The organism is Pseudooceanicola lipolyticus, assembly GCF_002786325.1.
GTDB classification, from domain to species: Bacteria; Pseudomonadota; Alphaproteobacteria; order Rhodobacterales; family Rhodobacteraceae; genus Pseudooceanicola_C; species Pseudooceanicola_C lipolyticus.
This window is the reverse complement of the sequence record NZ_PGTB01000061.1, coordinates 1-23,057: the sequence shown is the minus strand read 5'-3', so window position 1 is coordinate 23,057 and position 23,057 is coordinate 1. Positions and strand designations below refer to the sequence as shown.

At 64.8% G+C, this 23,057-nt stretch carries 22 protein-coding genes and 1 pseudogene; 3 read left to right on the top strand and 20 right to left on the bottom strand.

Annotated features, from left to right (window positions below):
* The 4 genes from CVM52_RS14310 to CVM52_RS14295 form a co-directional block, all read right to left on the bottom strand.
* On the bottom strand, positions 1–411 hold a 411-nt coding region (locus tag CVM52_RS14310; RefSeq protein ID WP_205964958.1), incomplete at its 3' end, for a YbfB/YjiJ family MFS transporter.
* Positions 398–1,522: a serine hydrolase domain-containing protein gene (locus tag CVM52_RS14305; RefSeq protein WP_100163166.1), complete on the bottom strand. Its 1,125-nt coding sequence runs from the start codon at positions 1,520–1,522 to the stop codon at positions 398–400. The genes CVM52_RS14305 and CVM52_RS14310, both read right to left, overlap by 14 nt.
* Before the next feature lie 81 nt (positions 1,523–1,603).
* Positions 1,604–2,338 carry a glutamine amidotransferase gene (locus CVM52_RS14300; protein WP_100163168.1) on the bottom strand — a complete coding sequence of 245 codons (735 nt, stop codon included), beginning with the start codon at positions 2,336–2,338 and terminating at the stop codon, positions 1,604–1,606.
* Positions 2,339–2,456: 118 nt separating this feature from the next.
* The gene (locus CVM52_RS14295; RefSeq protein WP_100163165.1) at positions 2,457–4,229 is read right to left on the bottom strand and encodes an SLC13 family permease; all 1,773 of its coding nucleotides are present in this window, start codon (positions 4,227–4,229) and stop codon (positions 2,457–2,459) included.
* Between the two features lie 126 nt (positions 4,230–4,355).
* Here CVM52_RS14295 and CVM52_RS14290 point away from each other — a divergent pair, with 126 nt between their 5' ends.
* Positions 4,356–5,096 (top strand): YebC/PmpR family DNA-binding transcriptional regulator, encoded by a 741-nt coding sequence (locus CVM52_RS14290; protein ID WP_100163164.1) that lies wholly within the window; start codon positions 4,356–4,358, stop codon positions 5,094–5,096.
* A gap of 54 nt (positions 5,097–5,150) precedes the next feature.
* Here the strand turns inward: CVM52_RS14290 and CVM52_RS14285 are convergent, their stop codons facing one another.
* Both CVM52_RS14285 and CVM52_RS14280 read right to left on the bottom strand, forming a co-directional pair.
* Positions 5,151–7,562, bottom strand: coding sequence for a ligase-associated DNA damage response DEXH box helicase (locus CVM52_RS14285; protein WP_100163163.1), 2,412 nt, complete (start codon positions 7,560–7,562; stop codon positions 5,151–5,153).
* 44 nt (positions 7,563–7,606) lie between these two features.
* Positions 7,607–8,128 (bottom strand): MarR family winged helix-turn-helix transcriptional regulator, encoded by a 522-nt coding sequence (locus tag CVM52_RS14280; RefSeq protein WP_240620969.1) that lies wholly within the window; start codon positions 8,126–8,128, stop codon positions 7,607–7,609.
* A 346-nt stretch (positions 8,129–8,474) separates the two neighbouring features.
* Here CVM52_RS14280 and CVM52_RS14275 point away from each other — a divergent pair, with 346 nt between their 5' ends.
* Entirely contained in the window at positions 8,475–9,917 is a 1,443-nt protein-coding gene (locus tag CVM52_RS14275; RefSeq protein WP_240620968.1) for an MDR family MFS transporter, read from the top strand.
* Positions 9,918–10,004: 87 nt separating this feature from the next.
* On the opposite strand, the gene CVM52_RS14270 is transcribed toward CVM52_RS14275, so the two are convergent.
* The 14 genes from CVM52_RS14270 to CVM52_RS14205 all read right to left on the bottom strand — a co-directional run bounded on the left by CVM52_RS14270 (position 10,005) and on the right by CVM52_RS14205 (position 22,505).
* The gene (locus CVM52_RS14270) at positions 10,005–11,312 is read right to left on the bottom strand and encodes a DUF8689 domain-containing protein (RefSeq protein WP_100163160.1); all 1,308 of its coding nucleotides are present in this window, start codon (positions 11,310–11,312) and stop codon (positions 10,005–10,007) included.
* Positions 11,313–11,410: 98 nt separating this feature from the next.
* The gene (locus CVM52_RS14265; RefSeq protein WP_100163159.1) at positions 11,411–11,905 is read right to left on the bottom strand and encodes a prepilin peptidase; all 495 of its coding nucleotides are present in this window, start codon (positions 11,903–11,905) and stop codon (positions 11,411–11,413) included.
* A 4-nt stretch (positions 11,906–11,909) separates the two neighbouring features.
* Entirely contained in the window at positions 11,910–12,758 is an 849-nt protein-coding gene (locus CVM52_RS14260; RefSeq protein WP_100163158.1) for a tetratricopeptide repeat protein, read from the bottom strand.
* A 25-nt stretch (positions 12,759–12,783) separates the two neighbouring features.
* Complete coding sequence (locus CVM52_RS14255; protein WP_100163157.1) at positions 12,784–13,377, bottom strand: tetratricopeptide repeat protein; 594 nt, start codon at positions 13,375–13,377, stop codon at positions 12,784–12,786.
* 4 nt (positions 13,378–13,381) lie between these two features.
* Positions 13,382–14,362, bottom strand: coding sequence for a type II secretion system F family protein (locus CVM52_RS14250; protein WP_100163156.1), 981 nt, complete (start codon positions 14,360–14,362; stop codon positions 13,382–13,384).
* Between the two features lie 12 nt (positions 14,363–14,374).
* Positions 14,375–15,343, bottom strand: a complete 969-nt coding sequence (locus CVM52_RS14245) for a type II secretion system F family protein (RefSeq protein ID WP_100163155.1) — start codon at positions 15,341–15,343, stop codon at positions 14,375–14,377.
* The gene (locus tag CVM52_RS14240) at positions 15,343–16,803 is read right to left on the bottom strand and encodes a TadA family conjugal transfer-associated ATPase (RefSeq protein ID WP_100163154.1); all 1,461 of its coding nucleotides are present in this window, start codon (positions 16,801–16,803) and stop codon (positions 15,343–15,345) included. Before CVM52_RS14240 ends, CVM52_RS14245 begins: the two co-directional genes overlap by 1 nt.
* Positions 16,804–16,824: 21 nt before the next feature.
* Entirely contained in the window at positions 16,825–18,063 is a 1,239-nt protein-coding gene (locus CVM52_RS14235) for a CpaE/TadZ family protein (RefSeq protein WP_100163153.1), read from the bottom strand.
* 200 nt (positions 18,064–18,263) lie between these two features.
* The gene (locus CVM52_RS14230; RefSeq protein WP_100163152.1) at positions 18,264–18,902 is read right to left on the bottom strand and encodes an OmpA family protein; all 639 of its coding nucleotides are present in this window, start codon (positions 18,900–18,902) and stop codon (positions 18,264–18,266) included.
* A 16-nt stretch (positions 18,903–18,918) separates the two neighbouring features.
* Positions 18,919–20,340 carry a type II and III secretion system protein family protein gene (locus CVM52_RS14225; RefSeq protein ID WP_100163151.1) on the bottom strand — a complete coding sequence of 474 codons (1,422 nt, stop codon included), beginning with the start codon at positions 20,338–20,340 and terminating at the stop codon, positions 18,919–18,921.
* Between the two features lie 192 nt (positions 20,341–20,532).
* Positions 20,533–21,390 carry a Flp pilus assembly protein CpaB gene (gene cpaB / locus CVM52_RS14220; protein WP_100163167.1) on the bottom strand — a complete coding sequence of 286 codons (858 nt, stop codon included), beginning with the start codon at positions 21,388–21,390 and terminating at the stop codon, positions 20,533–20,535.
* 145 nt (positions 21,391–21,535) lie between these two features.
* Positions 21,536–21,709 carry a hypothetical protein gene (locus CVM52_RS14215; RefSeq protein WP_306372760.1) on the bottom strand — a complete coding sequence of 58 codons (174 nt, stop codon included), beginning with the start codon at positions 21,707–21,709 and terminating at the stop codon, positions 21,536–21,538.
* Positions 21,710–21,820: 111 nt separating this feature from the next.
* Positions 21,821–22,000, bottom strand: coding sequence for a hypothetical protein (locus CVM52_RS14210; protein WP_100163149.1), 180 nt, complete (start codon positions 21,998–22,000; stop codon positions 21,821–21,823).
* A gap of 325 nt (positions 22,001–22,325) precedes the next feature.
* Positions 22,326–22,505, bottom strand: coding sequence for a hypothetical protein (locus CVM52_RS14205; RefSeq protein ID WP_100163148.1), 180 nt, complete (start codon positions 22,503–22,505; stop codon positions 22,326–22,328).
* A gap of 348 nt (positions 22,506–22,853) precedes the next feature.
* Here CVM52_RS14205 and CVM52_RS14200 point away from each other — a divergent pair.
* Positions 22,854–23,057, top strand: a pseudogene (locus tag CVM52_RS14200) (hypothetical protein); the annotation flags it as partial.

Here is a 23,057-nt window from a genome sequence, read left to right as displayed (position 1 = left end):
CGCGTTGCGCCGCGGATCGTCGCGGAACAGCTGTGCCGCCAGCGCCCCGGCGGTGGCAAAGGACATCGCCCCGAAAAACCCCGCCAGCACCCGCCACAGCGTCTGCCACCACAGCGCCGGGTCCTGCCCGGTGGCGGTCAGCGCCACCGCCGTCGTCACCATGCCGAAGGCGAACAGCCGCGCCGGCCCGGCGCGGCGGATCAGCACCATGGTCAGCAGCGCGCCGCCGATATAGCCCAGCGCATTGGCGGTGTTGAGCCAGCCCGCCTGGGCATAGCTCCAGCCCAGGTCGGCCTGCATCGCCGGCAGCAGCAGCCCGTAGGCAAAGCGCGCAAAGCCGTTGGTCACGCAGACCCCCAGGATCAGGCCCAGCAGCGCCAGCCAGGGTCGGACCCGCTCAGAGCGCGGCATAGACCGCCCGCTCGTAGGCGTCATAGACGCGCAGCATTCGCGGTTCGGCAAAGGGCAGCAGCTGGGTCATCAGCACCGCCGCCACGTTGCGGCCGGGATCGATCCAGTAATGCGTGTTGCAGATGCCGGCCCAGCCCAGCGACCCGGCGCCGCGCCGCCCCGGCACCGCCGCCTCGTAGCGGGGGAAGGCAAAGCCATGGGTGATCCGCATCCCCGGAAACAGTTCCACATCCGCGCTGACCTGCGGCATGACCGAGCGCATCGGCGGCACTGCCAGCCCGCGCATCTGGTCGGCGCAGAGCGCCGTTACCGCCGCCGGGCTCAGCAGCCGCGTGCCGTCCAGCGTGCCGCGGTTCAGGATCAGGCGCAGGAACCGCAGGTAATCCGCCGCGGTGGAATACAGCGCGTGGCCCATGCCGTAGAATTCCGGCTGCGCCGGTGGTGCGATGGCCACCTCGCGCAGGCCGCCGTCGCGGCTGCGCCGGAACACCGGGCGCAGCCGGTGCGCCAGCCCGTCGGGTTCAAAGCGGGTATCCTGAAGACCCAGCGGGGCAAAGATTTCGTCCCGGCAGAAGCGGTCGATGCGTCGGCCATCCACCGCCTCCACCACCCGGCCCAGCCAGTCGGTGGACATGCCATAGCCCCAGCGCGTGCCGGGATCGAACATCAGCGGAAAGCGCAGCGATTCCATTCGCCCCGAAGGCGGCAGCGGCGTGCCGGTCAGCTGCGCATAGCGCAGCGCCGGGGGGCACCAATGGTCGTATTCCAGCCCGCTGGTATGGGTGGCCAGGTGCCGGACCGTCGCCACCGTGCGCGGCCGGCGCAGCCGCGGCACGTCGCCGTCGAAGCCCTCCAGCACCTGCAGGTCGTCCCATTCGGGCAACAGTTCGGCCACCGGCGTGTCCAGGCTCAACTGGCCGCGGTCGATCAGCAGCATCGCCGCCAGCGCGCCGATCGCCTTGGTCATCGAGTAGATGCGGAACACCGTGTCGGCTTCGGCGCCGCAGGCGCCCTGAAACAGGATGCGGTCCGAACGTGCCGCCATCGCCACCACATAGGGCAGGTCGCCCGCCGCCACCGCCCGCTCCAACACCGGCTGTATCGCTGTCATCCGCGCCTCTCCCCAACCCGCGCCGGCGCAGCCTAGCCAGCGCCGCGACCGCCGTCCATCGCCAAGCGCGCGGCGGTTCGCTCAGCCGTAGCGCGCGGCGAAGCGGCGCAGCATCTCGCCGGGCACGGTCACTTCGGCGGCGTGGCAGGCGGCGATCAGCGCCTCGGCCTCCTCGGGCGGGAAATAGCCGTGATTGCGGTAGATGCGGATGCGGCTTTCGAAATCGGCGGCATCGGCCTCGGGGTGGAATTGGGTGGCATAGACGTTGCGGCCGTGGCGGATCATCTGGAACGGGCAGGGTTCCGATTGTACCAGATGCACGCAGCCCGGCGGCAGTTCCTGCACCGCCTCCTTATGGCCGACAAAGGCGTCGAATTCGGGGGGCAGCCCGGCGGTCAGCGGATCGGCCTCTGCCGCCGGCGTAAGCGCACAGGCGGTGGCGCCCACCGGCTCGCCATAGCGCGCCTTGCTGACCGCGCCGCCCAGGTGGTGGGCCAGAATGCCGAGGCCGTAACAGCAGCCCATGAAGGGAAAGTCGCGCGCCAGGATGCCGGGCATCAGCCCCAGCACCTGCGCCTCGATCCGTGCCTCCACCGGGGTTTTCCGTTCGGGCGGGTCGCTGACACAGCCCGGCCCGCCGCCGACGATCACGCCGCAATAGCGGTCCAGATCCAGCCCCCGGGGCAGATCCTGCTGGTCCAGCCGCACCCGGTGCACCCGGTCGGGCGGCAGCTGGCAGCGGGCCAGGACCGAGCGGTATTCGGCATCGGCGGCGTCGGTTTCGGGACGCAGCTGGAGCAGCAGGAACGGTTTCATGCCCGCCGCATAGGCGGCAAAGCCGCCGCTGGCAAGACCCGCGCGCGCCGATGAATTTGCCAAAATTCATCGCAAAAGTTTTGCAAAACTTTTGCCCCCGCCCGGTGGCCGGCGCCGGTCACAGCGGCCAGACGATCAGGATGGTGGGGATCGACACCGCGATCACCAGGATCTCGAGCGGCAGGCCCATGCGCCAGTAATCGCCAAAGCGATAGCCGCCGGGCCCCAGCACCAGGGTGTTGTTCTTGTGCCCGATCGGGGTCAGGAAGGCGGCCGAGGCGGCCACCGCCACGCTCATCAGGAACGGGTCGGGCGAGGCGCCCAGCGTCTGCGCCATCTGGATCCCGACCGGGGCGGCGACAATCGCCGTGGCAGTGTTGTTCAGCACGTCCGACAGGGTCATGGTGACCACCATCAGCACCGTCAGCACCGCCCAGGCCGGCAGCCCGTCGGTCAGCCAGACCAGCGCCCCGGCGATCAGCTCGGTGCCGCCCGAGGTTTCCAGCGCCGCGCCCAGCGGGATCATCGAGCCCAGCAGCACCACCACCGGCCATTCGATATGGTTGTAGATCTCGCTGATCGGCAGCACCCGGAACAGCACATAGCCGCAGACCACGATGCCCAGCGCGATCGGCAGGTAGAGCAGCCCGACGCTGGCCGCCAGCACCGCGGCGGCAAACAGGCCGATGGCGAACCAGGTCTTGTCATTGGCGGTGACCGCCAGGCCGCGCGCCGCCAGCGGCAGGCCGCCCAGCCAGTCGGTCACGTCGACGCCGCGGCCCTTGGGGCACAGCACCAGCAGGATGTCGCCGGGCAGGATGGTGGTGCGGCGCACCTGGTCGGTGATCTGGCGCCCCTGCCGCGAGATGCCCAGCAGCAGCGAATTTTGCCGCCAGGCCAGGCCCAGCCCCATCGCCGTCTTGCCGGCGATGCGGGCATATTCCGGCACCACCATCTCGACCACTTCCAGCCCCTCGCCGGCGGCGCTCAGCTTCTTCTCGCGGTCACGGTCGGAAAAGGCCAGGTCCAGCGCGCTGCGGAACTCGTCCAGCGCCTCGGGCAGCGCCTCCAGCACCAGCGCGTCGCCCTCGCGCAGCGGCGTGTTGGCGGCGCGGCCATAGCGGCGCTTGCCGTCGCGGATCAGGCCGATGATCGCCACATCGGCCTTTTCCGCTTCTTCGTCCAGCTCGCCCAGCCGCTTGCCGATATGTTTGCTGTCGGCCGGGATCGTCAGCTCGGCGATATATTGCGCCAGGTCCGATTCGCCGCCCAGCGCCTCGCCCCGGTTCGGGATCAGCCGCCAGCCAACCAGCGCCACGAACAGCAAGCCGGCCGTCGCGGCGGCGACGCCGGCCGGGGCGAAGTCGAACATGCGGAAGGGTTCGCCCAGCGCGTTTTCACGGATCGAGGCGATGATGATATTGGGCGGGGTGCCGATCAGCGTCGCCATGCCGCCCAGGATGGTGGCAAAGCTGAGCGGCATCAGCGACAGCGAAGGCGAGCGGCCGGCCTTGCGCGCGGTCTGGATGTCCACCGGCATCAGCAATGCCAGCGCCGCGACATTGTTCATGAAGGCCGACAGCACCGCGCCGACGCCACCCATCAGCGCGATATGGCCGCCCAGCCGGCGCGAACTGTCCACCAGCGTGCGGGTGATCAGGAACACCGCGCCCGAGCGCACCAGCCCGGCCGAGACCACCAGCACCAGCGCCACCACGATGGTGGCCGGGTGGCCAAAGCCGCTGAACGCGCTTTCGGTCGGCACCACGCCCAGCACCACGCCGGCCATCAGCGCCGAAAACGCCACCAGGTCATAGCGGAAGCGGCCCCACAGCAGCAGGGCGAAGACGGCGCCGAAAAGGCAGAAGAGGATGATCTGGTCGCTGGTCATGCCGGGCACTCTAGCTGCAACAAACGACGCAGCAAGATGGTTCCTTGCACCGCTTGAACAGCCCCCGGCGCTGGGTCTATATGAGCGCCAGCAAATTCGGGGCTTGCAGACGCAAGGAGAACAGACATGGCCGGCCATTCCAAATGGGCAAACATCCAGCACCGCAAGGGGCGGCAGGACGCGGCGCGATCCAAGCTGTTTTCGAAACTGTCCAAGGAGATCACCGTCGCCGCCAAGATGGGCGATCCCGACCCGGACAAGAACCCGCGCCTGCGGCTGGCGGTGAAAGAGGCCAAGTCGAACTCGGTCCCCAAGGACGTGATCGACCGCGCGATCAAGAAATCCCAGGCCGGCGAGGGCGAGGATTACGAGGAAATCCGCTATGAGGGCTATGGCCCGAACGGCGTGGCGGTGATTGTCGAGGCGATGACCGACAATCGCAACCGCACCGCGTCGAATGTGCGGTCGACCTTTTCCAAGAACGGCGGCAACCTGGGCGAGACCGGCTCGGTCGGGTTCATGTTCGAACGCAAGGGCGAGGTGGTCTATCCCGCCTCGGTCGGCGATGCCGATACGGTGATGATGGCGGCGATCGAGGCCGGCGCCGAGGATGTCGAAAGCTCGGAAGAGGGCCACGTGATCTGGTGCGCCGATACCGACCTCAACGAGGTTGCCACCGCGCTGGAAGGTGAGTTGGGCGAAAGCGAGGCTACCCGCCTGGCCTGGCGTCCGACCACAACCACCGAGATGGACCTGGACGGCATGCAGAAGCTGATGAAGCTGATCGATGCGCTGGAAGACGATGACGACGTGCAGCGGGTGATCACCAATTTCGAAGCGCCCGACGAGGTGATGGCGCAGCTCTGACCGGGGGCGTTGCCCCGGCCGCCGCGCCGGGGCCTCACGGCACAGCCCACATCCTCACGTGCCGGCGATACCGGCAGTTTCCAGCAGGCGGTCGGCCTCTTCGCGCAGCAGCCGCTCTTCCGCGGCGCCCTGGACCGGCACCTTGCCGACCTCCAGCAGAAGTGGCGCGGCCAGCGGGGTGACGCGGCTCAGGCGAAGATGGTCGATGCGGCCCTGCACCCGCGCCGCCATTTCCTCGATGCGGCCGAAATCGACCAGGCCGGTCTGCGCCTCTTGCCGGGTGATCCGCAGCATCAGGTGATCGGGGTCGTATTTCACCAGCGTGTCATAGAGGATGTCCGAGGAAAATGTCGCCTGCCGCCCGGTCCTGCGCTGGCCGGCGATCTTGCGGTCGATCAGCCCGGCGATGGTGGCGCTGGCCTTGAAGGTGCGTTTCATCACCGCGTTGCCCGCCAGCCAGCGGTCCAGCCCGTCTTTCAGCGCCTCGATGTCGAACAGCGGCGCCGGATCGGTCAGCTGGTCCAGCCCCCAGATCAGGGTGGCGTAATCGGTGGCGACAAAGCCCAGAGGGTGCAGCCCGATCTCTTCCATCCGCTTGGTCAGCAGCAGGCCCAGCGTCTGCTGCGCGTTGCGCCCGGCAAAGCCGTAAACGCAGGTATGTTCGCGCCCGTCATGGGGAAAGCTTTCGATCAGCAGCCGGCCGCGCCGGGGCAGGCGGGACACCTCGCGCTGCAGCGTCAGCCATTCGGCGGTGTGGCGGGGCAGGCCTGGCCAGCTGTCCTGCGCAAACATGTCGAGGATGCGCGCCGACAGCTGGGTGGAGGTGGCGAATTTGGTGCCCATGAAGGTGGCGATTTTCGGCTTCTTGTCGGCGCGCCGCGTGACCTCGACGGTCATCTCGCGCAGCCCTTCATAGCGCACGATCTGGCCGCCGATCAGAAAGGTGTCGCCCGGGGTTAGCGAAGCGGCAAAGCCTTCTTCGATCTCGCCCAGCGGTTTGCCGCCACGGCTGCGCCGCAGCCGCACCTGTAGCGTGTCGGTGTCCTGGATGGTGCCGATATTCATCCGGATCCGCTGGGCCGCACGCGGGTCGCGCAGCTGCCAACGCCCGTCGGGGCGCTGCAACAGCCGCTGCCAGCGATCATAGGCGGCCAGCGCATAGCCACCGGTGGCGCAGAAATCGAGGCAGGCGTCGAACTCGGCGCGGGGCAGGGCGGCATAGGCCCCGGCGCTGGTCATCTCGGCAAACAGTGCGTCGGCCTCGAACGGGCCGGCGCAGGCGGCGATCAGGATATGCTGGCACAGCACGTCGCGCGGGCCGGGGCCGCGCGGGGCACCGTCCAGTGCACCCGCCTTGACCGCATCCAGCGCGGCGACACATTCCACCACTTCGAAGCGGTTGGCCGGCACCAGGATCGCCTTGGAGGGCGCGTTATAGCGGTGGTTGGCGCGGCCGATCCGTTGCACCAGCCGCTTGACGTTTTTCGGCGCGCCAACCTGGATGATCAGATCGACATCGCCCCAGTCGATGCCCAGGTCCAGCGTGCCGGTACAGACGATGGCGCGCAGCTCGCCGCGCACCATCGCCGCCTCGACCCGCTGGCGCTGTTCGCGGTCGAGGCTGCCGTGATGGATGCCGATGGGCAGGCCGTCTTCGTTGGCGAGCCAGAGGTTGTGAAAGAAGATCTCTGCCTGGGCGCGGGTGTTGTGAAAGATCAGCGAGGTCCGGTGCCGCTTAACCTGCTCCAGCACCGCCGGAATCGCATAGGCCGCGCCGCCGCCGGCCCAGGGCGGGTATTCCTCGGTCTGCAGCATCGAGATATCGGGCGCCGGGCCGGGATCGGCCAGCAGGATGTCGCAGGGGTCGGGATGGCGCGCCAGCAGATGGGCGATGGCCTGCGGATCTTCCACCGTGGCGGACAGGCCGACGCGGCGCAGGCCGGGGCAGAGGGTTTGCAGCCGCGCCAGCGCCAGGAACAGCTGGTCGCCCCGCTTGCTTTCGGACAGGGCATGGATTTCGTCCACCACCACCCGCCGCAAACCGGCGAACATGCGCGGCGCATCCTCGTAGGAGGTCAGCAACGCCAGGCTTTCCGGCGTGGTCAGCAGGATATGCGGCGGATCGGCGCGCTGGCGTTTCTTGCGGCTGGCCGGGGTGTCGCCGGTGCGGTCCTCGATGCGGATCGGCAGGCCCATCTCGTCGACCGGGGCGCGTAGGTTGCGCTTGATATCTGCCGCCAGCGCCTTGAGCGGTGAGACATATAACGTGTGCAGCCCCTGATGCGACCCGTCGGCCAGTTCCGCCAGGGTCGGCAGAAAGCCCGCCATGGTCTTGCCACCACCGGTGGGCGCGATCAGCAGCGTCGCGGGGGCATCGGCACGGTCGGCCATGGCGCGCTGATGCGGGTGGATCTGCCATCCGCGCGACCGGAACCAGGATTCGATGACATCGGGAAGGCGACCCATGAGCCAGATTTAAGGGCGGCGAAACGAAAAGGGAACAGACAGACTCAGTCTTGGTATTTTTTCGCCAGTGTCCGGGCGATATCGGCCACTTCCTGCGGGAAGTGTTCGGCGCCGATTTCGGGGGCTTCGTCGGTCCAGGCGCTGAACCGTTCCATCAGCGGCAGGAAAGTGGCGATTTCGGTTTCGCTCCAGCCCGACAGGAACTGTCCCATCACCAGGAATTTGAACTTGCGCGCGGCATCAACCACCGCATCGCCCTTTTCGGTCAGCTCGACGATGGTGCGGCGGGCGTCGCACTGGCTGACCGCGCGCTGGGCAAAGCCCCGGGCGATCATGTCGCTGACCAGCCGCGAGGCGCGCGAGGGATCGATGCGCAGGCGTTCGGCCACGGTCGAGACCATGGTCTCTTCCTTGCTGGCATCCTCGCCATATTCATTGACCGGGCCGCGGATCGCAAACAGCAGGTCGAGCTGGGTCAGGTCCAGCTCCGAGTCGAGCCCCAGCGCCTTGAGCGCGCTAAGCCCAAGGTCGCGCCGGAAGAAGCGGCGGCGCCAGTTCTGGATCACCGCGTCGATTTCCAGCGCCGCGGTGGTGATCCGCGGTTCGATCCCGGCAGCGGTCAGAAACGCCGCAATTTCATCGTCCCGCTTGCTGATTTGCCCGTCCTCCGGTTTGCGCGCCTGGCCGTTCAGGCTGCGCGGTGTGGTAAATACATGCTATTGACATGTAAATGCCAATGTCACATATATGCGCTTATCCATTTTATGCCAATTCAACCGGATCGCGAACCTCAAACGCGCCGTCCGGCGCGTGGCGTCCGTTCCAGGGAATTTCATTTTGTCTCATCCCGCAACTCCGCAACCGCAGCCGCTTGACTGGGCCCGCATCCGTGTTGTTTTCGCAGCAGTGGCGGTGACCCTGTTCCTGGCCTCGCTGGGGCAGACGGTGCCGACCACGGCGCTGACCACCATCGTCGGCGAACTGGGCGGCCTGGACCAGATCACCTGGGTGATCACCGCCTATCTGCTGGCGGCGACGGTAGGCGCGCCGGTCTTCGGCAAGCTGGGCGATCTGTTCGGGCGCAAGGGTGTCTTGCAGGTGGGAATCCTGGTGTTCCTCTGCGGGTCGGTGCTGTGCGCGCTGGCGCCCAGCATCTGGGTGCTGGTGGCGGGGCGCGCGGTGCAGGGGTTCGGCGGCGGTGGCCTGATCGTGGTGTCGATGGCCGCCATCGCGGACGTGCTGCCGGCGCGGCAGCGTGGCCGGTTCCAGGGCATTCTGGGGTCGGTTTTTGGCCTGTCCACGGTGGTCGGCCCGCTGGCCGGCGGCTTTATCGTGCAGCATTTCGCCTGGGAATGGATTTTCCTGCTGAACCTGCCGCTGGGCCTGGCCGTTCTGGGCATTCTCACCGTCGCGCTGGAAAAATCGCCCCGCCGGGAACGGGCCAAGCTGGATTATACCGGCGCGGCGATGCTGGCGCTGTTGCTGTCCCTGGCGGTGATCATCGCCAATCTGGGGGGCGTGGTGCTGCCCTGGGGCAGCCCGCTGACGATCCTGATGCTGTGCGGGATGGCGGTGGCGCTGGCCGGCTTCATCCTGGCCGAGCGGCGCGCCAGCGAACCGCTGTTGCCGCTGAAACTGTTCACGCTGAACAATTTCGTGGTCTCCAACCTGGTCGGGCTGATCACCGGGGTGGCGATGTTTTCCACCATCACCTTCGTGCCCTTCTTCATGCAGGTGGTGAAAGGCGTGTCGCCGGCCGCCTCGGGGGTCTACGTTTTCCCGATGATGCTGGGCCTGGTCACAACCTCGGCGATTGCCGGGCGGATCATGTCGATCACCGGCCGGTATCGGATATTGCCGGTCTGGTCGACGCTGCTTCTGGCGGTCGGGATGATCCTGATGGCCACCGCCGGGCCGGACACGCCGAACCCGCTGATCGCGGTCTATATGCTGATGGCGGGGATCGGGATTGGCCCGGTGATGAGCGTCGGGATCACCGCGATCCAGAACTCGGTGCCGTTTTCGATGGTCGGGGTCGGCACTGCCAGTGCCAATATGTTCCGCCTGATAGGCGGCTCGCTGGGCACGGCAGCCTATGGCGCGGTGTTTGCCGCCGGCCTGACCCGTACCCTGGGAACCGTGCTGCCAGACACCAACCCGCGCGCACTGAGCGCGCAGCAGATCGCGGCGATGGAGCCCGAGACCCAGGCGCTGGTGATCGAAGGCATCGCGCAGGCGCTGCACCCGGTGTTCTGGGCCTCGGCGGTGCTGGCCTGCCTGGCCAGCGCGGTGGCACTGCTGATGGTGGAACATCCGCTGGAAGACCAGCTGCCGGCCGCCCGCCCGGCGGAATAGGCCAAGACGCGACCCGGGCGGCCCCGGCGGCCCGGGCCTGAGGCGACCGGCTGGGAATCGCTCCTCCCGCGCCGGCGCAGGCCGGCGTTACTTCACGATCTTCTCGTCCTTGACGAACATGTTCGCCCAGGCCCGGTCGATCAGTTCGGGACTCATCTGATAGGGGATGCCCTCGAATTCGCAGATCGCGATCATCTGGTCGATCAGGAAGACCGGCTGGTAATTGGCGTAGATGTTGTTGATGGTCGGGTACTTGACCTTCAGCAGATGCACCAGCGCCGCCTCGTCCAGCGGCATGCCCTTCTTGCGGGCCACCATCGCGAAGATCTTCAGATAGTCTTCCTGTTTAGGCCCGTCGATCTTGATCTTGAAGAAGATCCGGCGCAGCGCGGCCTGGTCGAAGATCTCGTTGGGGTGGAAGTTGGTCGAGAAGATCACCAGCGTATCGAAGGGCACTTCGAACTTTTCGCCCGATTGCAGGCCCAGGATGTCCTTGCTTTCTTCCAGCGGCACGATCCAGCGGTTGATCAGCGCTTGCGGCGGCTCTTCCTGGCGGCCGAGGTCGTCGACGATGAAGATGCCGCCGGTGGATTTCAGCTGCAGCGGCGCCTGATAGGTGCGCGCGGTGGGGTTGTAGACCAGGTCGAGCATCTTCAGCGACAGCTCGCCGCCGGTGATCACCGTCGGCCGTTCGCAGCAGACATAGCGGCTGTCAAAGCGTTTGGCGCGGCGCAGCGAGGTGGGGTCGTCCTGTTCCATCTCGACGGCGTTGTGCACGATCGGGTCATAGACGGTGATGACCTGGCCGGAATATTCGATGGCGCGGGGCACGAAGACCCGGTCGCCCAAGGCGTCGCGGATGCCGTTCGAGATCGAGGATTTGCCGTTGCCCGGGGGGCCGTACATCAGGATCGAGCGGCCGGCACTGACCGCCGGGCCCAGATGGTCCAGCAGGCTGTCGGGCAGCACCAGATGGCCCATGGCGCCGACCAGCTGTTCGCGGGTGACCTGGATGTTGCGGATCGACTGGCGTTCGACCTGGTCGCGGTAGACCTCCAGCGGCACCGGCATCGCGCCGAAATATTCCGACTGGCTGAGCGCGTCCATCGCCCGCGCCTTGCCGGCATCAGTGAGCTGATAGCCCATCTCGTTGCCGCTGTTGGCGTTCAGCGTGCCGGTGGCTTCCAGCAGCTTCTGTTCGCGGGCCATGTCAATCAGTTCCTGCGTCACCTGGATCGGCAGGCACAGCGCCGCGGCAATTTCGCTGGCGGTGTCGGTGTTCTTGCGGAAGACCGTCTTCAGCAGGATGTCCCGCATCATCACGATCGGCAGTTTCATCTCGGTCAGATTGCGCGGTGCGGGCGGTGCCAGCACGCCGGAAGGTTGCATATTCATGCCGTTCTCACACCCTGGTTATGCCCCTCAGGTGGTGCCCCGGCTTGATGGTTTTTTTATGACTGCTTCGGGGTATTTGCCGCCCCGCTGCGGCGGCGTCAGGCGCCGTAGGCCGCGCCCAGCGCCAGATAGATCGCCAGCGTGCCGCCCAGCGACAGGCCCATCGGGAATTTCCAGCCCATGTCCCAACTTTTCCAATGCGGTGCGATGCGGCGCAGCGGGGTGTATTTGACCAGGCGGTGGGTAAAGAACGCCGCCAGCAGGTTGGCGGCAAAAATCGCCAGCAGGATACGCATGTCGCCCAGCGCCACGAAGGGTGCGGCGGCGGCGGCGAATTTCGCATCGCCCGCGCCGATGGCGCCGCCGGCATTCAGCAGAAAGCCGATGACCAGCACCACCACCAAATGCGCCAGCCGCCAGCCATAGTCGGGCAGGGGCAACAGGAAGGGCCCGATCACCACGAACAGCGCCGCCAGCACCAGAACCGCCTGGTTGGTGATCCGCATCTCGCGCAGATCGGTGAAACAGACATACAGACAGACCGGCAGGACGAAGGGCAGGAACCACATCGCCTCATGGGCGGTGATGCTCATCGGATCAGGCGTTTTCCAGCGCGTTCAGCGACCGGACGGCGTCTTCGAAATGCTGGGGATGGGTGCTGATCGCTTCGCGCAGCAGCTGCTTGCCGGTCTGCACATCGCCCTGCTTGATCGCCGAGAGCGCCAGCGTATGCAGCAGCTGCGCCCGCTCGATCTGGTCCATCGGTACCACCGGCAGGGTGTATTTGCGCTGGGCGCCGCGGGCCAGGATCAGGTTGTTCTTGGCGGTGAACAGCGACTGGTCCTGCCGGATCGCCTGGTCGAACAGCCGCTCGGCCTCGGTATAGTCACCGCGGCTCAGCTTGGAATAGCCCCAGTTGTTGTAAACGCTGGCGGGCCGCGTGGTCAGCCCGGCGGCGATTTCATAGAAACTGTCGGATTTCTTCCATTCCTTGTTGGCGTCGGCCACCATCGCCTCCAGCCGGTAACGCTGGAAGGTCTCGTAGGTGGGCGGCACGCTGTCCAGCACCGTTTCGGCCTTGTCCCATTCGCTGTTGCGGATCAGGGCATCGGCGTAATTGACCTTGTCCTCGCTGGTGGCGCCGGCCATCCCGTTGACCTTGGTCCAGGCCGGAACCGCCTCGGACAGGCGTTGGGCGCGCACCAGCGATTTTGCCAGCCCGCGCTGAAAGTCGATCCGGTCCGGCTCGGCCTTGAGCGCGCGGTTGAAATAATTCACCGCCTCGTTGGGGTCGGCCACCGTCAGCATCACGTCGTTGAGGTTGCTTTCATCGACGACATTGACGTCCTGGAAGGCCCGTTCGACGGTCTGTTCGCCATTTTGGGCACAGGCGGACAGGGTCACGCCACCCGCGATGACGGCTGGAATCAGGAATACACCGCGCATTTTTTGCGTCCCTTGCTGCTCTGCCTCAGTCCTGGTTCCGACGCAGAAGGAAGTCACCTTCGCCGCGCTGGACCAGTTTGTATTCGTTATTATCTGGGGCGACGTTAGCAGGATTTTTCGATTTTGCGAGCGCTAAGCGCAAATTGTCGCGGATTGCGTCACTTTCGCCATTGTCCAGCGCGTAGGCCCGGCGGAACACCTGTTCGGCTTCGGCGGTTTTGCCACGCTCCATCAGCACCACGCCCAGGTTGTTCCAGGCGGCCGGAAACTCGTCGTCGGCCTCGACCGCGCGGCGCATCAGGGTTTCGGCTTGGCCCAGCCGGCCCAGCTGCAGATTGGCGGTGCCCATGCCGCTGAGGATCTCGGCGGTCAGCCCCTGTTCCAGCGCGGCGCGGGTGAAGGCGTCGATCGCCAGTTCGTATTCCTGTGCCGCCATCAGCCGGTTGCCGACATCGACGCCGTTCACCGCCTCGCCACGAGGGTCGACGCCGGGCGCATAGGGGCCGTCCTGCGTTTGCGGGATGCGGTTGGGCACGCAGGCGGCCATCGCCGTGGTTACGGCGATGGCCAGCAGCAGCGTCTTGGCCCTTGGGTGCGTCGGCACACCCGATTGTGTCATGGGTTTACTTGCTCATATTGCCCAAATTCGCGATGCCGTTCGCCGAAGGCCCGACCAGGATGATCAGCAGCGGCGGCACCGTCAGGCCCATTGTCGCAAGGGTCATTTTGGTTGGCAACTTGTTTGCGGCCTCTTCCGCGCGCATGACGCGTTTATCCCGCATCTCGGCGGCGAAGACCCGCAGCGCCTCGGAGATCGATGTGCCGAACGTGGCCGACTGGATCAGCACGGTCACGAAGGAGGACACGTCCTGCACACCGCAGCGTTCGCCGAAATCGCGCAGCACCGACGATTTGTCCTTGCCGGCCTTCATCTCGTAGGCGACCAGGTCGAATTCATCGGCCAGGGCAGGGTAGGAAGCGCGCAGCTCGCGTGCCACGCGGACGATCGCCTGGTCCAGCGACTGACCGGCCTCGACGCAGACCAGCATCATGTCCAGCGCGTCGGGAAAGCCGCGGGTGATGGCCTCTTTGCGTTCCTCGATCCGCTTGGTGATCCAGTATTTCGGCAGGTAATAGCCCACGCCGCCGGGACCGACGACATACATCACCATTTGATTCGAGGTGAAATCCTGTCCCGCCTTGATCACGGTGACATAGACCACGCCAAGGATCAGGCCGATCACGCCCAGCACGAACTGGGCGAAATGGAAGAACCGCACCGCGTCTTTCGACTGATAGCCGGCCTGGCGCAGCTTGAGCTGCATCGCCGACAGTTCTTCCATGTCCTTGGGTTCCAGGAAGTTGGCGAATTTCTGCAACTGTTCGTTGCGTCCGCCCTGGCGCAGGCGTTCCTTTTGCGGCCGCGGGCGGCCGTCTTCGTTCATCGTGCGCTTGAGCTTTTTCAGCGGGTCTTCCGGCTGGTTCAGCAGCATCGGCAGGGTCAGCAGGATCATGAACAGACCCAGCGCGCCCACCACGATCAGCGGTCCGAACGGGCCCAACTGGTCGGTGAGATAGGTGTTGATCGCTTTGAGAAATTCCATAGCCCGGATACCTCAGACCTTGATGTTCGTCAGATAGCGCATGACGACCAGATTGGCGGCCAGCAGAATGCCCACGATGAAACAGGCGGGGATGAAATAGGGGTGGTCCAGCACCTCGTCGTAATAGTTCGGGTCGTTGACCATGATCAGGATCAGGCAGATCACCGGGAAGGCTGACAGGAACTTGCCCGACCATTTTGCCTCGGCGGTGATGGCGTTGACCCGGCGGAACAGGCGGAACCGGGCACGGATCACCCGCGCCAGCCCGGCCAGAACCTCGGCCAGGTTGCCGCCCGATTGCTGCTGGATGGTCACCGCGACCGAGAGAAAGCGCATGTCCTGCATGTCCAGCCGCTCGGCCATTTCCTTCAGCGCCTCGCCGACATCGCGGCCATAGGCGGATTCATCGGCGATGATGCCGAACTCGGTGGCCAGCGGATCCTCGATTTCCTTCGACACGATCGAGATGGCCGAAGAGAACGGGTGGCCGACGCGCAGGCTGCGCACCATCAGCTCGACGGCGTCGGGGAGCTGTTCCTCGATCATCGCCATGCGCTTCTTGGCCTTGCTGTTGACCCAGAAGTAGACACCGCCGACGCCGCTGGCGATCGATCCGACGATGCGCAGCATCACATCGGTTTCGGTGGCGATGGTCAGGCCGACAAAGGCGGCAAAGGCCAGGCCGACCATGATCAAGATCAGTTGGCGCGGGGTGAAGGCGATGGCCGCCTTCTGGGCGCGGTCGGCCAGCAGCGAATAGAGCGGGATCGACCGCGATTTCATGTGCTGCTGCATCTCCTTGCGGAGCTGCTCCAGCACCTGTTCGCGCCCGGTGCCCTTTTCCAGCATTTCCAGCCGCCGGTTGACGCGGCTGTTCAGGCTGATCGATTTGCCGAAGGCGACAAGATAGATACCTTCGACCAGGACAATCACCCCGACGAAGATCAGACCATAAATGATCGGTTCTGCGGAAAGCTGCATTATTTCGGTCCCAGGACAGTGGGTTCATAGATGGAAGCCGGCAGGTCATAGCCCCACATCCGGAACCGTTCCGAAAAGTGGCTGCGCACCCCTGTCGCGGTGAAATGGCCGATGATCTTGTTGTCCGGCGTCAGGCCGACGCGCTGGAACTTGAAGATTTCCTGCATCGAGATCACGTCGCCCTCCATGCCGGTGATCTCGGTGATCGAGGTCATCCGGCGCGAGCCGTCCTGCAGGCGGCTGGCCTGCACGATCAGGTTGACGGCCGAGGAGATCTGCGAGCGCATCGCCTTCATTGGCATCTCGATCCCGGCCATGGCGATCATGTTCTCCAGGCGGCTGACGCCGTCGCGGGCGCTGTTGGCGTGGATCGTGGTCATCGAGCCGTCATGGCCGGTGTTCATCGCCTGCAGCATGTCGATCACCTCGGCGCCGCGCGTCTCGCCGACGATGATGCGGTCGGGGCGCATCCGCAGGGCGTTTTTCAGACAGTCGCGCGGGCTGACCTCGCCCTTGCCTTCCACGTTGGGTGGGCGGCTTTCCATCCGGCCGACATGGATCTGCTGCAGCTGAAGTTCGGCGGTATCCTCGATGGTGAGGATGCGCTCGGAATTGTCGATGAACGAGGACAGCGCGTTCAGCGTGGTGGTTTTGCCCGAACCGGTACCGCCGGACACGATCACGTTCAAGCGGGTGGCGACGGCGGCTTGCAGATATGCAGCCATCTCTTCGGTAAAAGCACCGAAATTCACCAAGTCGTCGATGCCCAACTTGTCTTTTTTGAACTTTCGGATCGAAACCAGCGATCCGTCCACCGCCACTGGCGGCACCATCGCGTTGAATCGCGAGCCATCGGCCAGACGGGCGTCGACATAAGGGTTGGATTCATCGACGCGGCGGCCGACGGCCGACACGATTTTGTCAATGATACGAAGCAGGTGGCGTTCGTCCTTAAAGGTGACGTCGCTCAGTTCCAGCTTGCCGCTGCGTTCGACGAAAACCTGGCGCGGGCCGTTGACCAGAATATCGCTGACGGTGTCGTCCTGCAGCAGCGTTTCCAGCGGGCCGAGGCCGGTCACCTCGTCATAGAGTTCCTTGTTCAGCGTCTGGCGGTCATCGCGGTTCAGCACGATGCCTTTTTCGTCGAGCAACTCGCCCGCGATCGAGGCGATCTCGGCGCGCAGTTCCTTTTCGGTGGCGTGTTCCAGCGCGGCGAGGTTCAGGTTGTCGAGCAGCGCACGGTGCATCTCGATCTTGATCTCGCCCATGCGCTCCTTGCGCTTGCGCTCTTTGTCGCTGGCGCTGACATCGGCGGGCTGGGTGCGGGTCACCGGTTTGCGCAGCGAGGCCGGGGTCACTTGCTGGGGCTGCGGCGTCGGCTTGACCTCGGCCACCTTGGCGGTGTTGGCCGGTTTTGCCGCCGGGGCGTTGGAAACAGGCTTCTTGTATTTCGAAAACATTTTCCGATACGTCCTGAAAGGTTACGCGGCCTCGGCGTCGCTTCGGCCCAGTTCATGCAGGGATTGCGCCAGCTTGGCGATTTCCTTGCGCAGCGGATTCTTGGCGGCCGAAACGGCCAGTGGCTGGCCGTGATCGGCCCCCTGGGTGATCTGTTTGCCACCATCGGGCAGCTGCAGGTCGATCGAAATGCCCAGGCTTTCGGCCATGCGCTTGACCCGGCTTTTGCCCGACAGGTCGGTAAAGCGGGGGGCGCGGTTCATGGCAAAGCGCAGCTTGTTGAACGGCAGGTCCTCGGATTGCAGCGCACGTTTCATCCGCAGCGCGTTCTGGGCCGAGCGCATGTCCAGTTCGATCAGCGCGAAATAGACATGCGCCGCCTGCAGCACGGTTTCCGACCAGTGCACCAGCGTCGAGGGCATGTCGATCACCACATAGTCGAAATGGGTGCGCGCCATGTCGATCACCCGCTGAATGTCCTCGGGGGCCAGCAGGTCCAGCGGCACGATATCGGCGGGCGCGGTCAACACCTGCAACCGGTCCTCGTAGCTGACCAGCGCCTGCGAAAACACCTCGTCATCCAGATTGTCGGAATCCGACAGCATCTCGAACACCGCCTCGCGGCGCGGCAAATCCAGATAGGTCGAGACCGAGCCATATTGCAGATCCAGATCCAGCAGGCAGACGCTGGGCGAATTGGTCTTGTCGATGGTGGCCAGTTCCCAGGCCAGGTTCACCGCCAGCGTCGTCGCGCCGCAGCCGCCGGCCAGGCCATGCACCACCAGCAACGCGCCTTCCTTGGAATCCTTGCTTCGCAGCGACGGCCCGGCGCTGGGCGCGGCGGCGCGGGTCTCGGCCGCCGCTTTCAGGCGGTCGATGGCCGATTGCAGCTCCTGCTCGGGCAGCGGGTAGGGGACGAATTCGTCGGCCCCCTTGCGCAGCAACTGGTGCAGGGCCGCCGGCGTCACGTCTTCGGCGATCAGGATCACCCCGATATTGCGCGCCTTGGCCTGGGTGATGATTTCGGTCATCTGGGCGAGGTCGTTTTCATCTTCGCCATCGATGGCGAGGGCGATGAATTCGAGCGATTCCGCCTCGGGTTGGTTAAAAAAGGCCAGCGCCTCGGAGAACCCCAGATCGCCCCAGCTTTCGCCCAGGACAGATTCCATATCGTCGATCAGAAGATCGAAATTCTGCACGTCCCTGCTGACGGTGCAGGCGACAATCGGGTTGGTCTCCGGTTGCGGCATTCCGCTGCTCATTGCCATCTTCCTCTTCAAGGGCTTGGCAGAACGCGGAGCTTGGAAACATGCCCCTACCAGAGATCGCCCTGCTTAGCCGGCGCGCACGATGTGAGTCGTACGGCGCCTATTGCGATCAATTTGCTGGTTAAGTTGGGCAATAATTGGGCCAAAAAAACCCAATTGTAGGGTGCGGGGCGACGATAAGACGCCCCGCGCCTTTATTGTTCTTGGGTAAACCCGCCCTGGCGACCGGTCAAAACGGTCTGTCCGGTGGCGCTTTCGACATATTCGCGATAGACCACTTCGGCATATTTCCCGTCCAGCAGGGTGGGGTGCCGGCGGACAAAACCCGCCACCTCGGTCACCGTGCGGCGGTTGCGCCGCTCGCGGTCCAGGGTCTCGACGACGGGGCGAGTTTCTCCATAAGAAACAAGGGCTTCCAGCCGAGAGCGGCTGATTCCGCGGCGCGACAGATAGGCCACGACCGCATTCGCGCGGCGGCGTCCCAGCGCATAGTTATAGGCATCGGTGCCGACCTTGTCGGTATGGCCGTAGACGCGGAACCGCACCTCGGGGAACTGCCGGATCCAATCGGCCTGGCGGTCCAGGGTCTGCTGCGCCTGGGCATCCAGCACGGTGCTGTCGAAGGCGAAGTTCACCGTGGTGGGGACCTCTTCGGTGAAGCGATTGTTGAGGCTGATCGCGTAGTCGAGTTCGCCGCGCATCACCAGGTCATTATTGTGAATCGCGTTGCCGAAACTGCGCAGGTCCAGCTCGTGCCCGGCTTCCTTTTCGCAGGCCGCCAGCGCCAGAACGGCGGTGGTGCCCAGGGCGGCCTTGGTCAGGAATTTCCTCATGTGCCGATCCTCCAGATCAGTCCAGGACATAGCCGTAGGAGCCGCTGAAATCCTGCTTGGCGACTTCCCCGACCGCGTCGTTCCGGCGGGTGGGCTGTGCGGTCTTGCCGGACAGAAACAGGTCGGTCTCGCTTGGCGGTTTCACCCGGTCGGTGGGCAGGGCGAAGGCCTCGCCACGGGTCGGGGTGACCAGATGCGCGGTGACAATGATCACCAGTTCGGTCTGCTGGCGCTGATAGGCCGAGCTGCGGAACAGGGTGCCCAGGATCGGCACGTCGCCGATCCACGGCAGCTGGCTGACATTGTCGAGGAAGTCATCCTGGATCAGGCCGGCAATGGCGAAGCTTTCGCCGTCGCGCATTTCCACGGTGGTCGAGGCTTCGCGCCGCTGGAAGGCGTCGATCTGGAAGCCATTGAACTCGACCCCGGTGGTCGGGTCCACGGCCGAAACCGCGGCCAGCAGCTCGAGGTTGATCACGTCCCGGTCGACGACGCGGGGGATGAAGTTCAGCTCGATCCCGAAGGGTTTGAACTCCACCGAGATCGCCCCGTCGGTCTGCGCCACCGGCACCGGATATTCACCGCCGGCCAGGAACTTGGCCTCCTGGCCCGACAGCGCGGTCAGGTTCGGTTCGGCCAGCGTGCGCACGGCACCTTTCTGTTCCAGCGCTTCCAGCAGCAGCCCCACCTGGACCGAACCGGCGTTGAAGCCGAACAGCAGGGCGCCGGTGTTTTCGTTCACGTTGGGAATGTTGCCGCCGAGGCTGTTGGCCAGTTCGGGGGCGTTGTTCAGGCTGTTGACGCCGCCATTGACCCCGGTGTCGCCGCCGAAGATCGCCCCGTTCAGGCCCAGCGACGAGCTGAGCGATTTTGACACGGTGCGCTGCATCTCGGCAAAGCGGACCTTCAGCATCACCTGCTGTTCGCCGCCCACCGCCATCAGGTTCGACACGCGTTCCGGCGCATAGCGCTCGGCCAGTTCCAGCGCCCGTTGCAGCCGGGACGAGCTGGACACCACCCCGGACAGCACGATGCCGTCATTTGCGGTGCGCACCTCGATCCGTTCGCCGGGCAGGATCTGGCGCAGGCGTTCCTTGAATTCGCTGATATCGGCAGCGACCCGGACGTTCACGTTGGTGATCAACTGGCCGGTCGCATCCAGCAGCGTCAGGGTGGTCAGGCCGGGCGACTTGCCCAGCACGTAAATCGTGCGGTCCGACAGCGACGAGATATCGGCAATGCCCGGATTGGCGATGCTGAGTTCGGAAAACGGTACATCGCTTTCGACGACCACGGCCCGGTTCATCGGTACGTCTAGGGTTGAAATGGCGCCCGATTGCACAACCCTAAGGGTCTCTGCGGTTGCCAGCCCGGCAAGCGGAGAGAACGCCAATGCAACCCCTAACAGGGCTGCCTTTGTGGAAAACCAAAATTTCATGTGACCTGCCTCTCCGATCACGCCTCAAATATCGGGTCTTTGTCCGCCCGTTGAGCCGCACTGTGGGACAGTTCAGTTTTTATTGCAACAATCAGTACTTTGCTGTCCGGGGCTTATGTGGAGAACCGGCAACAGAACGGCGCGGGCCTGTTGGGGCAGGTCCCGCGCCGCTCGGCAGTTCAATCTTCCGGATCAATTGGTGCAGGGGATCGGGATCTCGACCACCTCGGCGCCGCGGCGGGTGCGGATGGTGCAGACTTTTTCCTCGGCCTGCTGCGGCGCGGCCTCGATTTCGCCCAAGCCCAGCAGCGACCGCTGGTCCACTTCCACCGCCGCGGCGATGGTGTCGTCCTCGGCACCCACCAGCGACAGCGACAGGCTGCCGGTGGTCTGCGCCTGGGCCAGGCGGGCCACCTGTTCGGGGCTGGCCGACACGGTGACGGTCTGGGCGATGGTGGTGGCCTCGATGTCGTTGCTGGCGGTCTGGTCGATCGCGATCAGCTTGATATTGGCCTGGATCAGGCGGGTGACTTCGCCATTGGCGCCCTCGATGGCGCCGCGCAGGCTGCCGGTCCAATAGACATCGACGCGATCTCCGGGACGCAGGAAGCCGGACACGCCCGAGGCGACATCGACCTTGATGGCAAAGGCGCGCTGGCCGCGTTCCAGCCGCGAGGTGATGCCGGCATCTTCGCCCGGTTCGGTAACCTTGACCGCCAGGATCGCCTCGTCCTTCTCCATCGCCCGCAACACCACGCGGCGGTCGGTCAGTTCAGGCGGAAACAGCAGATCCTTGTCGGTAAAGGCGCCTTCGGGCACCGCATCCTTGGGCCAGAGCACCTTGCGCACCGCATCGGGCTGCAGGGTTTCGCCATAACGCAGGCCGCGATCGGCGACCATGACCTCGACGGTGGGCACCACCGCCGCGCGCGCCGCGCGTTCATTGGCCAGTTCGCTCTTGTAATTGTCGATAAAATCCTTGGCCATCATGACGGCGCCGCCAGCGAGGCCGACCCCCACGATCAGAACAAGTCCAAACACCGCTCGCATGATAGTTACCTTTCCGATTTCAACGCGCGGTGGCTGCCGCGCCATCTCTCTGAAGCGGACGCTACCCTGCCAATGTGGCCAAATCAGGGAAGCGGAATGACCCGCGAAAGACAATCCACAGGTACAAACCCGGTATTGTTGACGCTCAGTCGCTGACTTCCATGTTGGTCAGACCGTCGCCAACACCGGTGCCGACGCCGCCAGACGCGGTCTGGATCGACAGGAAGGCCACGCCGGCCAATCCCACAACCGCCGCCGTCAGCACGACCCAGTCGACCGATACGGCTCCGCTCTCCCCACGGATAAACCGTTTCATCATGTTACGCATGATATCCTCGCGGATTAAAAATGGACCTGTACTTACAAGAAGGGCCACGCCAGAGTCTCTCGGCATGGCCCCCCAGAAAAACGTAAATGCGGGATCCGAAGATCAGTTCGGGTCCTTGCCTTCAATGAACGAACCGGTGTCCGAAGACAGGTTCGAAGCGCCGGTTTCAATCGCCGTATAGGCGGCGCCGGCCAGGGCCACGACAGCTGCGGTCAGCACGACCCAGTCAACCGTCACGGCACCGTCTTCGTCCTTGCGGAACTTCTTGAACAGTTTCAGCATTTCATGTCCCTTCCAGTGGATGAGTGCTTTTTCATCACCCTGCGGCCGGCCTGGTCCGGTCTCTCACTCCGGGGCGTAAACCACAGGGCATGACCCTATTAGGCGTTCGGATTGGGGCAGTATTTTGGCATCAAGATAGTTATTTTGCGTTATTCGATGCCCGTTTGCGCAGCAGGTCGATCGGTGCCGACCGCGGGGCGTGTCACGGCTTGGCACGGTGCGGATAAACCGCCGCCAGCTCTGCCGGGAACCGCTTTGTTCGCCCGGAAACACAAAAGCCGCGCCCGGCAACCGGACGCGGCTTTTAGAAGTCGTTAACCCGGATTTAGTTCGGGTCTTTGCCTTCGATGAAGGAACCGGTGTCCGAGGACAGGTTCGAGGCGCCGGTTTCGATGGCGGTGTAGGCAGCACCCGCCAGGGCGACGACGGCTGCGGTCAGCACGACCCAGTCAACAGTCACGGCACCGTCTTCGTCTTTGCGGAATTTTTTAATGAAGTTCAGCATGTTTATCCCTCCAGAGGATTAAAGATTGATCACTTATTACACGTCGTCCAGGTGGGGGCCGGTACTCTCTCTCGTGGACCCTTGTCCGTCGCGATAAGCGGTTTATCGCCGTCGCCCATGGCAAGATTTGGGCAGAAAGCCGAAAATTTCCGTCCAAAACCGAAATCTGGGAAACAGTCTGTTAACGTGTCGAATGAGACGCAGTTTTTCTCAGCGCTGCGCTTTGGCGGGGCAGGGCGATGCAAATCGGTGCCAGCTGCGGCGAAAACGGGGCCGCACCGCCGGTCTTTCCTTGGCGGCGATGCCCCGGTTGCGCCACAACCCGAAAAAAAGAGCAGTGAGGCAGTGATGTTAAGACCGTTCTTCGCCCTGTGTCTGGCGGGGCCCGTTCTGGCCGTTTCCGTCGGCGCCCGCGCCGAGGCGCCCGCGCCCTTCCCCGAATTTCAGGCCAAACGCATGGTGGTGCCCGGCGCGCAGGTGGCGGCGCGCCCGGATCCGGGGCGCAAGCGGATCACGGTGCAGATCGACCCGGCCGAACAGGCGCGCGCGCTG

Coding starts and splice junctions, on each gene's coding strand:
- CVM52_RS14290 (WP_100163164.1), top strand. CDS start 4,356: ATGGCCGGCCATTCCAAATGGGCAAACATCCAGCACCGCAAGGGGCGG.
- CVM52_RS14250 (WP_100163156.1), bottom strand. CDS start 14,362: ATGGAATTTCTCAAAGCGATCAACACCTATCTCACCGACCAGTTGGGC.
- CVM52_RS14225 (WP_100163151.1), bottom strand. CDS start 20,340: ATGAAATTTTGGTTTTCCACAAAGGCAGCCCTGTTAGGGGTTGCATTG.
- CVM52_RS14210 (WP_100163149.1), bottom strand. CDS start 22,000: ATGCTGAAACTGTTCAAGAAGTTCCGCAAGGACGAAGACGGTGCCGTG.
- CVM52_RS14260 (WP_100163158.1), bottom strand. CDS start 12,758: ATGCGCGGTGTATTCCTGATTCCAGCCGTCATCGCGGGTGGCGTGACC.
- CVM52_RS14295 (WP_100163165.1), bottom strand. CDS start 4,229: ATGACCAGCGACCAGATCATCCTCTTCTGCCTTTTCGGCGCCGTCTTC.
- cpaB (WP_100163167.1), bottom strand. CDS start 21,390: ATGCGAGCGGTGTTTGGACTTGTTCTGATCGTGGGGGTCGGCCTCGCT.
- CVM52_RS14285 (WP_100163163.1), bottom strand. CDS start 7,562: ATGGGTCGCCTTCCCGATGTCATCGAATCCTGGTTCCGGTCGCGCGGA.
- CVM52_RS14270 (WP_100163160.1), bottom strand. CDS start 11,312: ATGAATATGCAACCTTCCGGCGTGCTGGCACCGCCCGCACCGCGCAAT.
- CVM52_RS14240 (WP_100163154.1), bottom strand. CDS start 16,803: ATGTTTTCGAAATACAAGAAGCCTGTTTCCAACGCCCCGGCGGCAAAA.
- CVM52_RS14230 (WP_100163152.1), bottom strand. CDS start 18,902: ATGAGGAAATTCCTGACCAAGGCCGCCCTGGGCACCACCGCCGTTCTG.
- CVM52_RS14245 (WP_100163155.1), bottom strand. CDS start 15,343: ATGCAGCTTTCCGCAGAACCGATCATTTATGGTCTGATCTTCGTCGGG.
- CVM52_RS14305 (WP_100163166.1), bottom strand. CDS start 1,522: ATGACAGCGATACAGCCGGTGTTGGAGCGGGCGGTGGCGGCGGGCGAC.
- CVM52_RS14235 (WP_100163153.1), bottom strand. CDS start 18,063: ATGAGCAGCGGAATGCCGCAACCGGAGACCAACCCGATTGTCGCCTGC.
- CVM52_RS14255 (WP_100163157.1), bottom strand. CDS start 13,377: ATGACACAATCGGGTGTGCCGACGCACCCAAGGGCCAAGACGCTGCTG.
- CVM52_RS14215 (WP_306372760.1), bottom strand. CDS start 21,709: ATGATGAAACGGTTTATCCGTGGGGAGAGCGGAGCCGTATCGGTCGAC.
- CVM52_RS14205 (WP_100163148.1), bottom strand. CDS start 22,505: ATGCTGAACTTCATTAAAAAATTCCGCAAAGACGAAGACGGTGCCGTG.
- CVM52_RS14300 (WP_100163168.1), bottom strand. CDS start 2,338: ATGAAACCGTTCCTGCTGCTCCAGCTGCGTCCCGAAACCGACGCCGCC.
- CVM52_RS14265 (WP_100163159.1), bottom strand. CDS start 11,905: ATGAGCATCACCGCCCATGAGGCGATGTGGTTCCTGCCCTTCGTCCTG.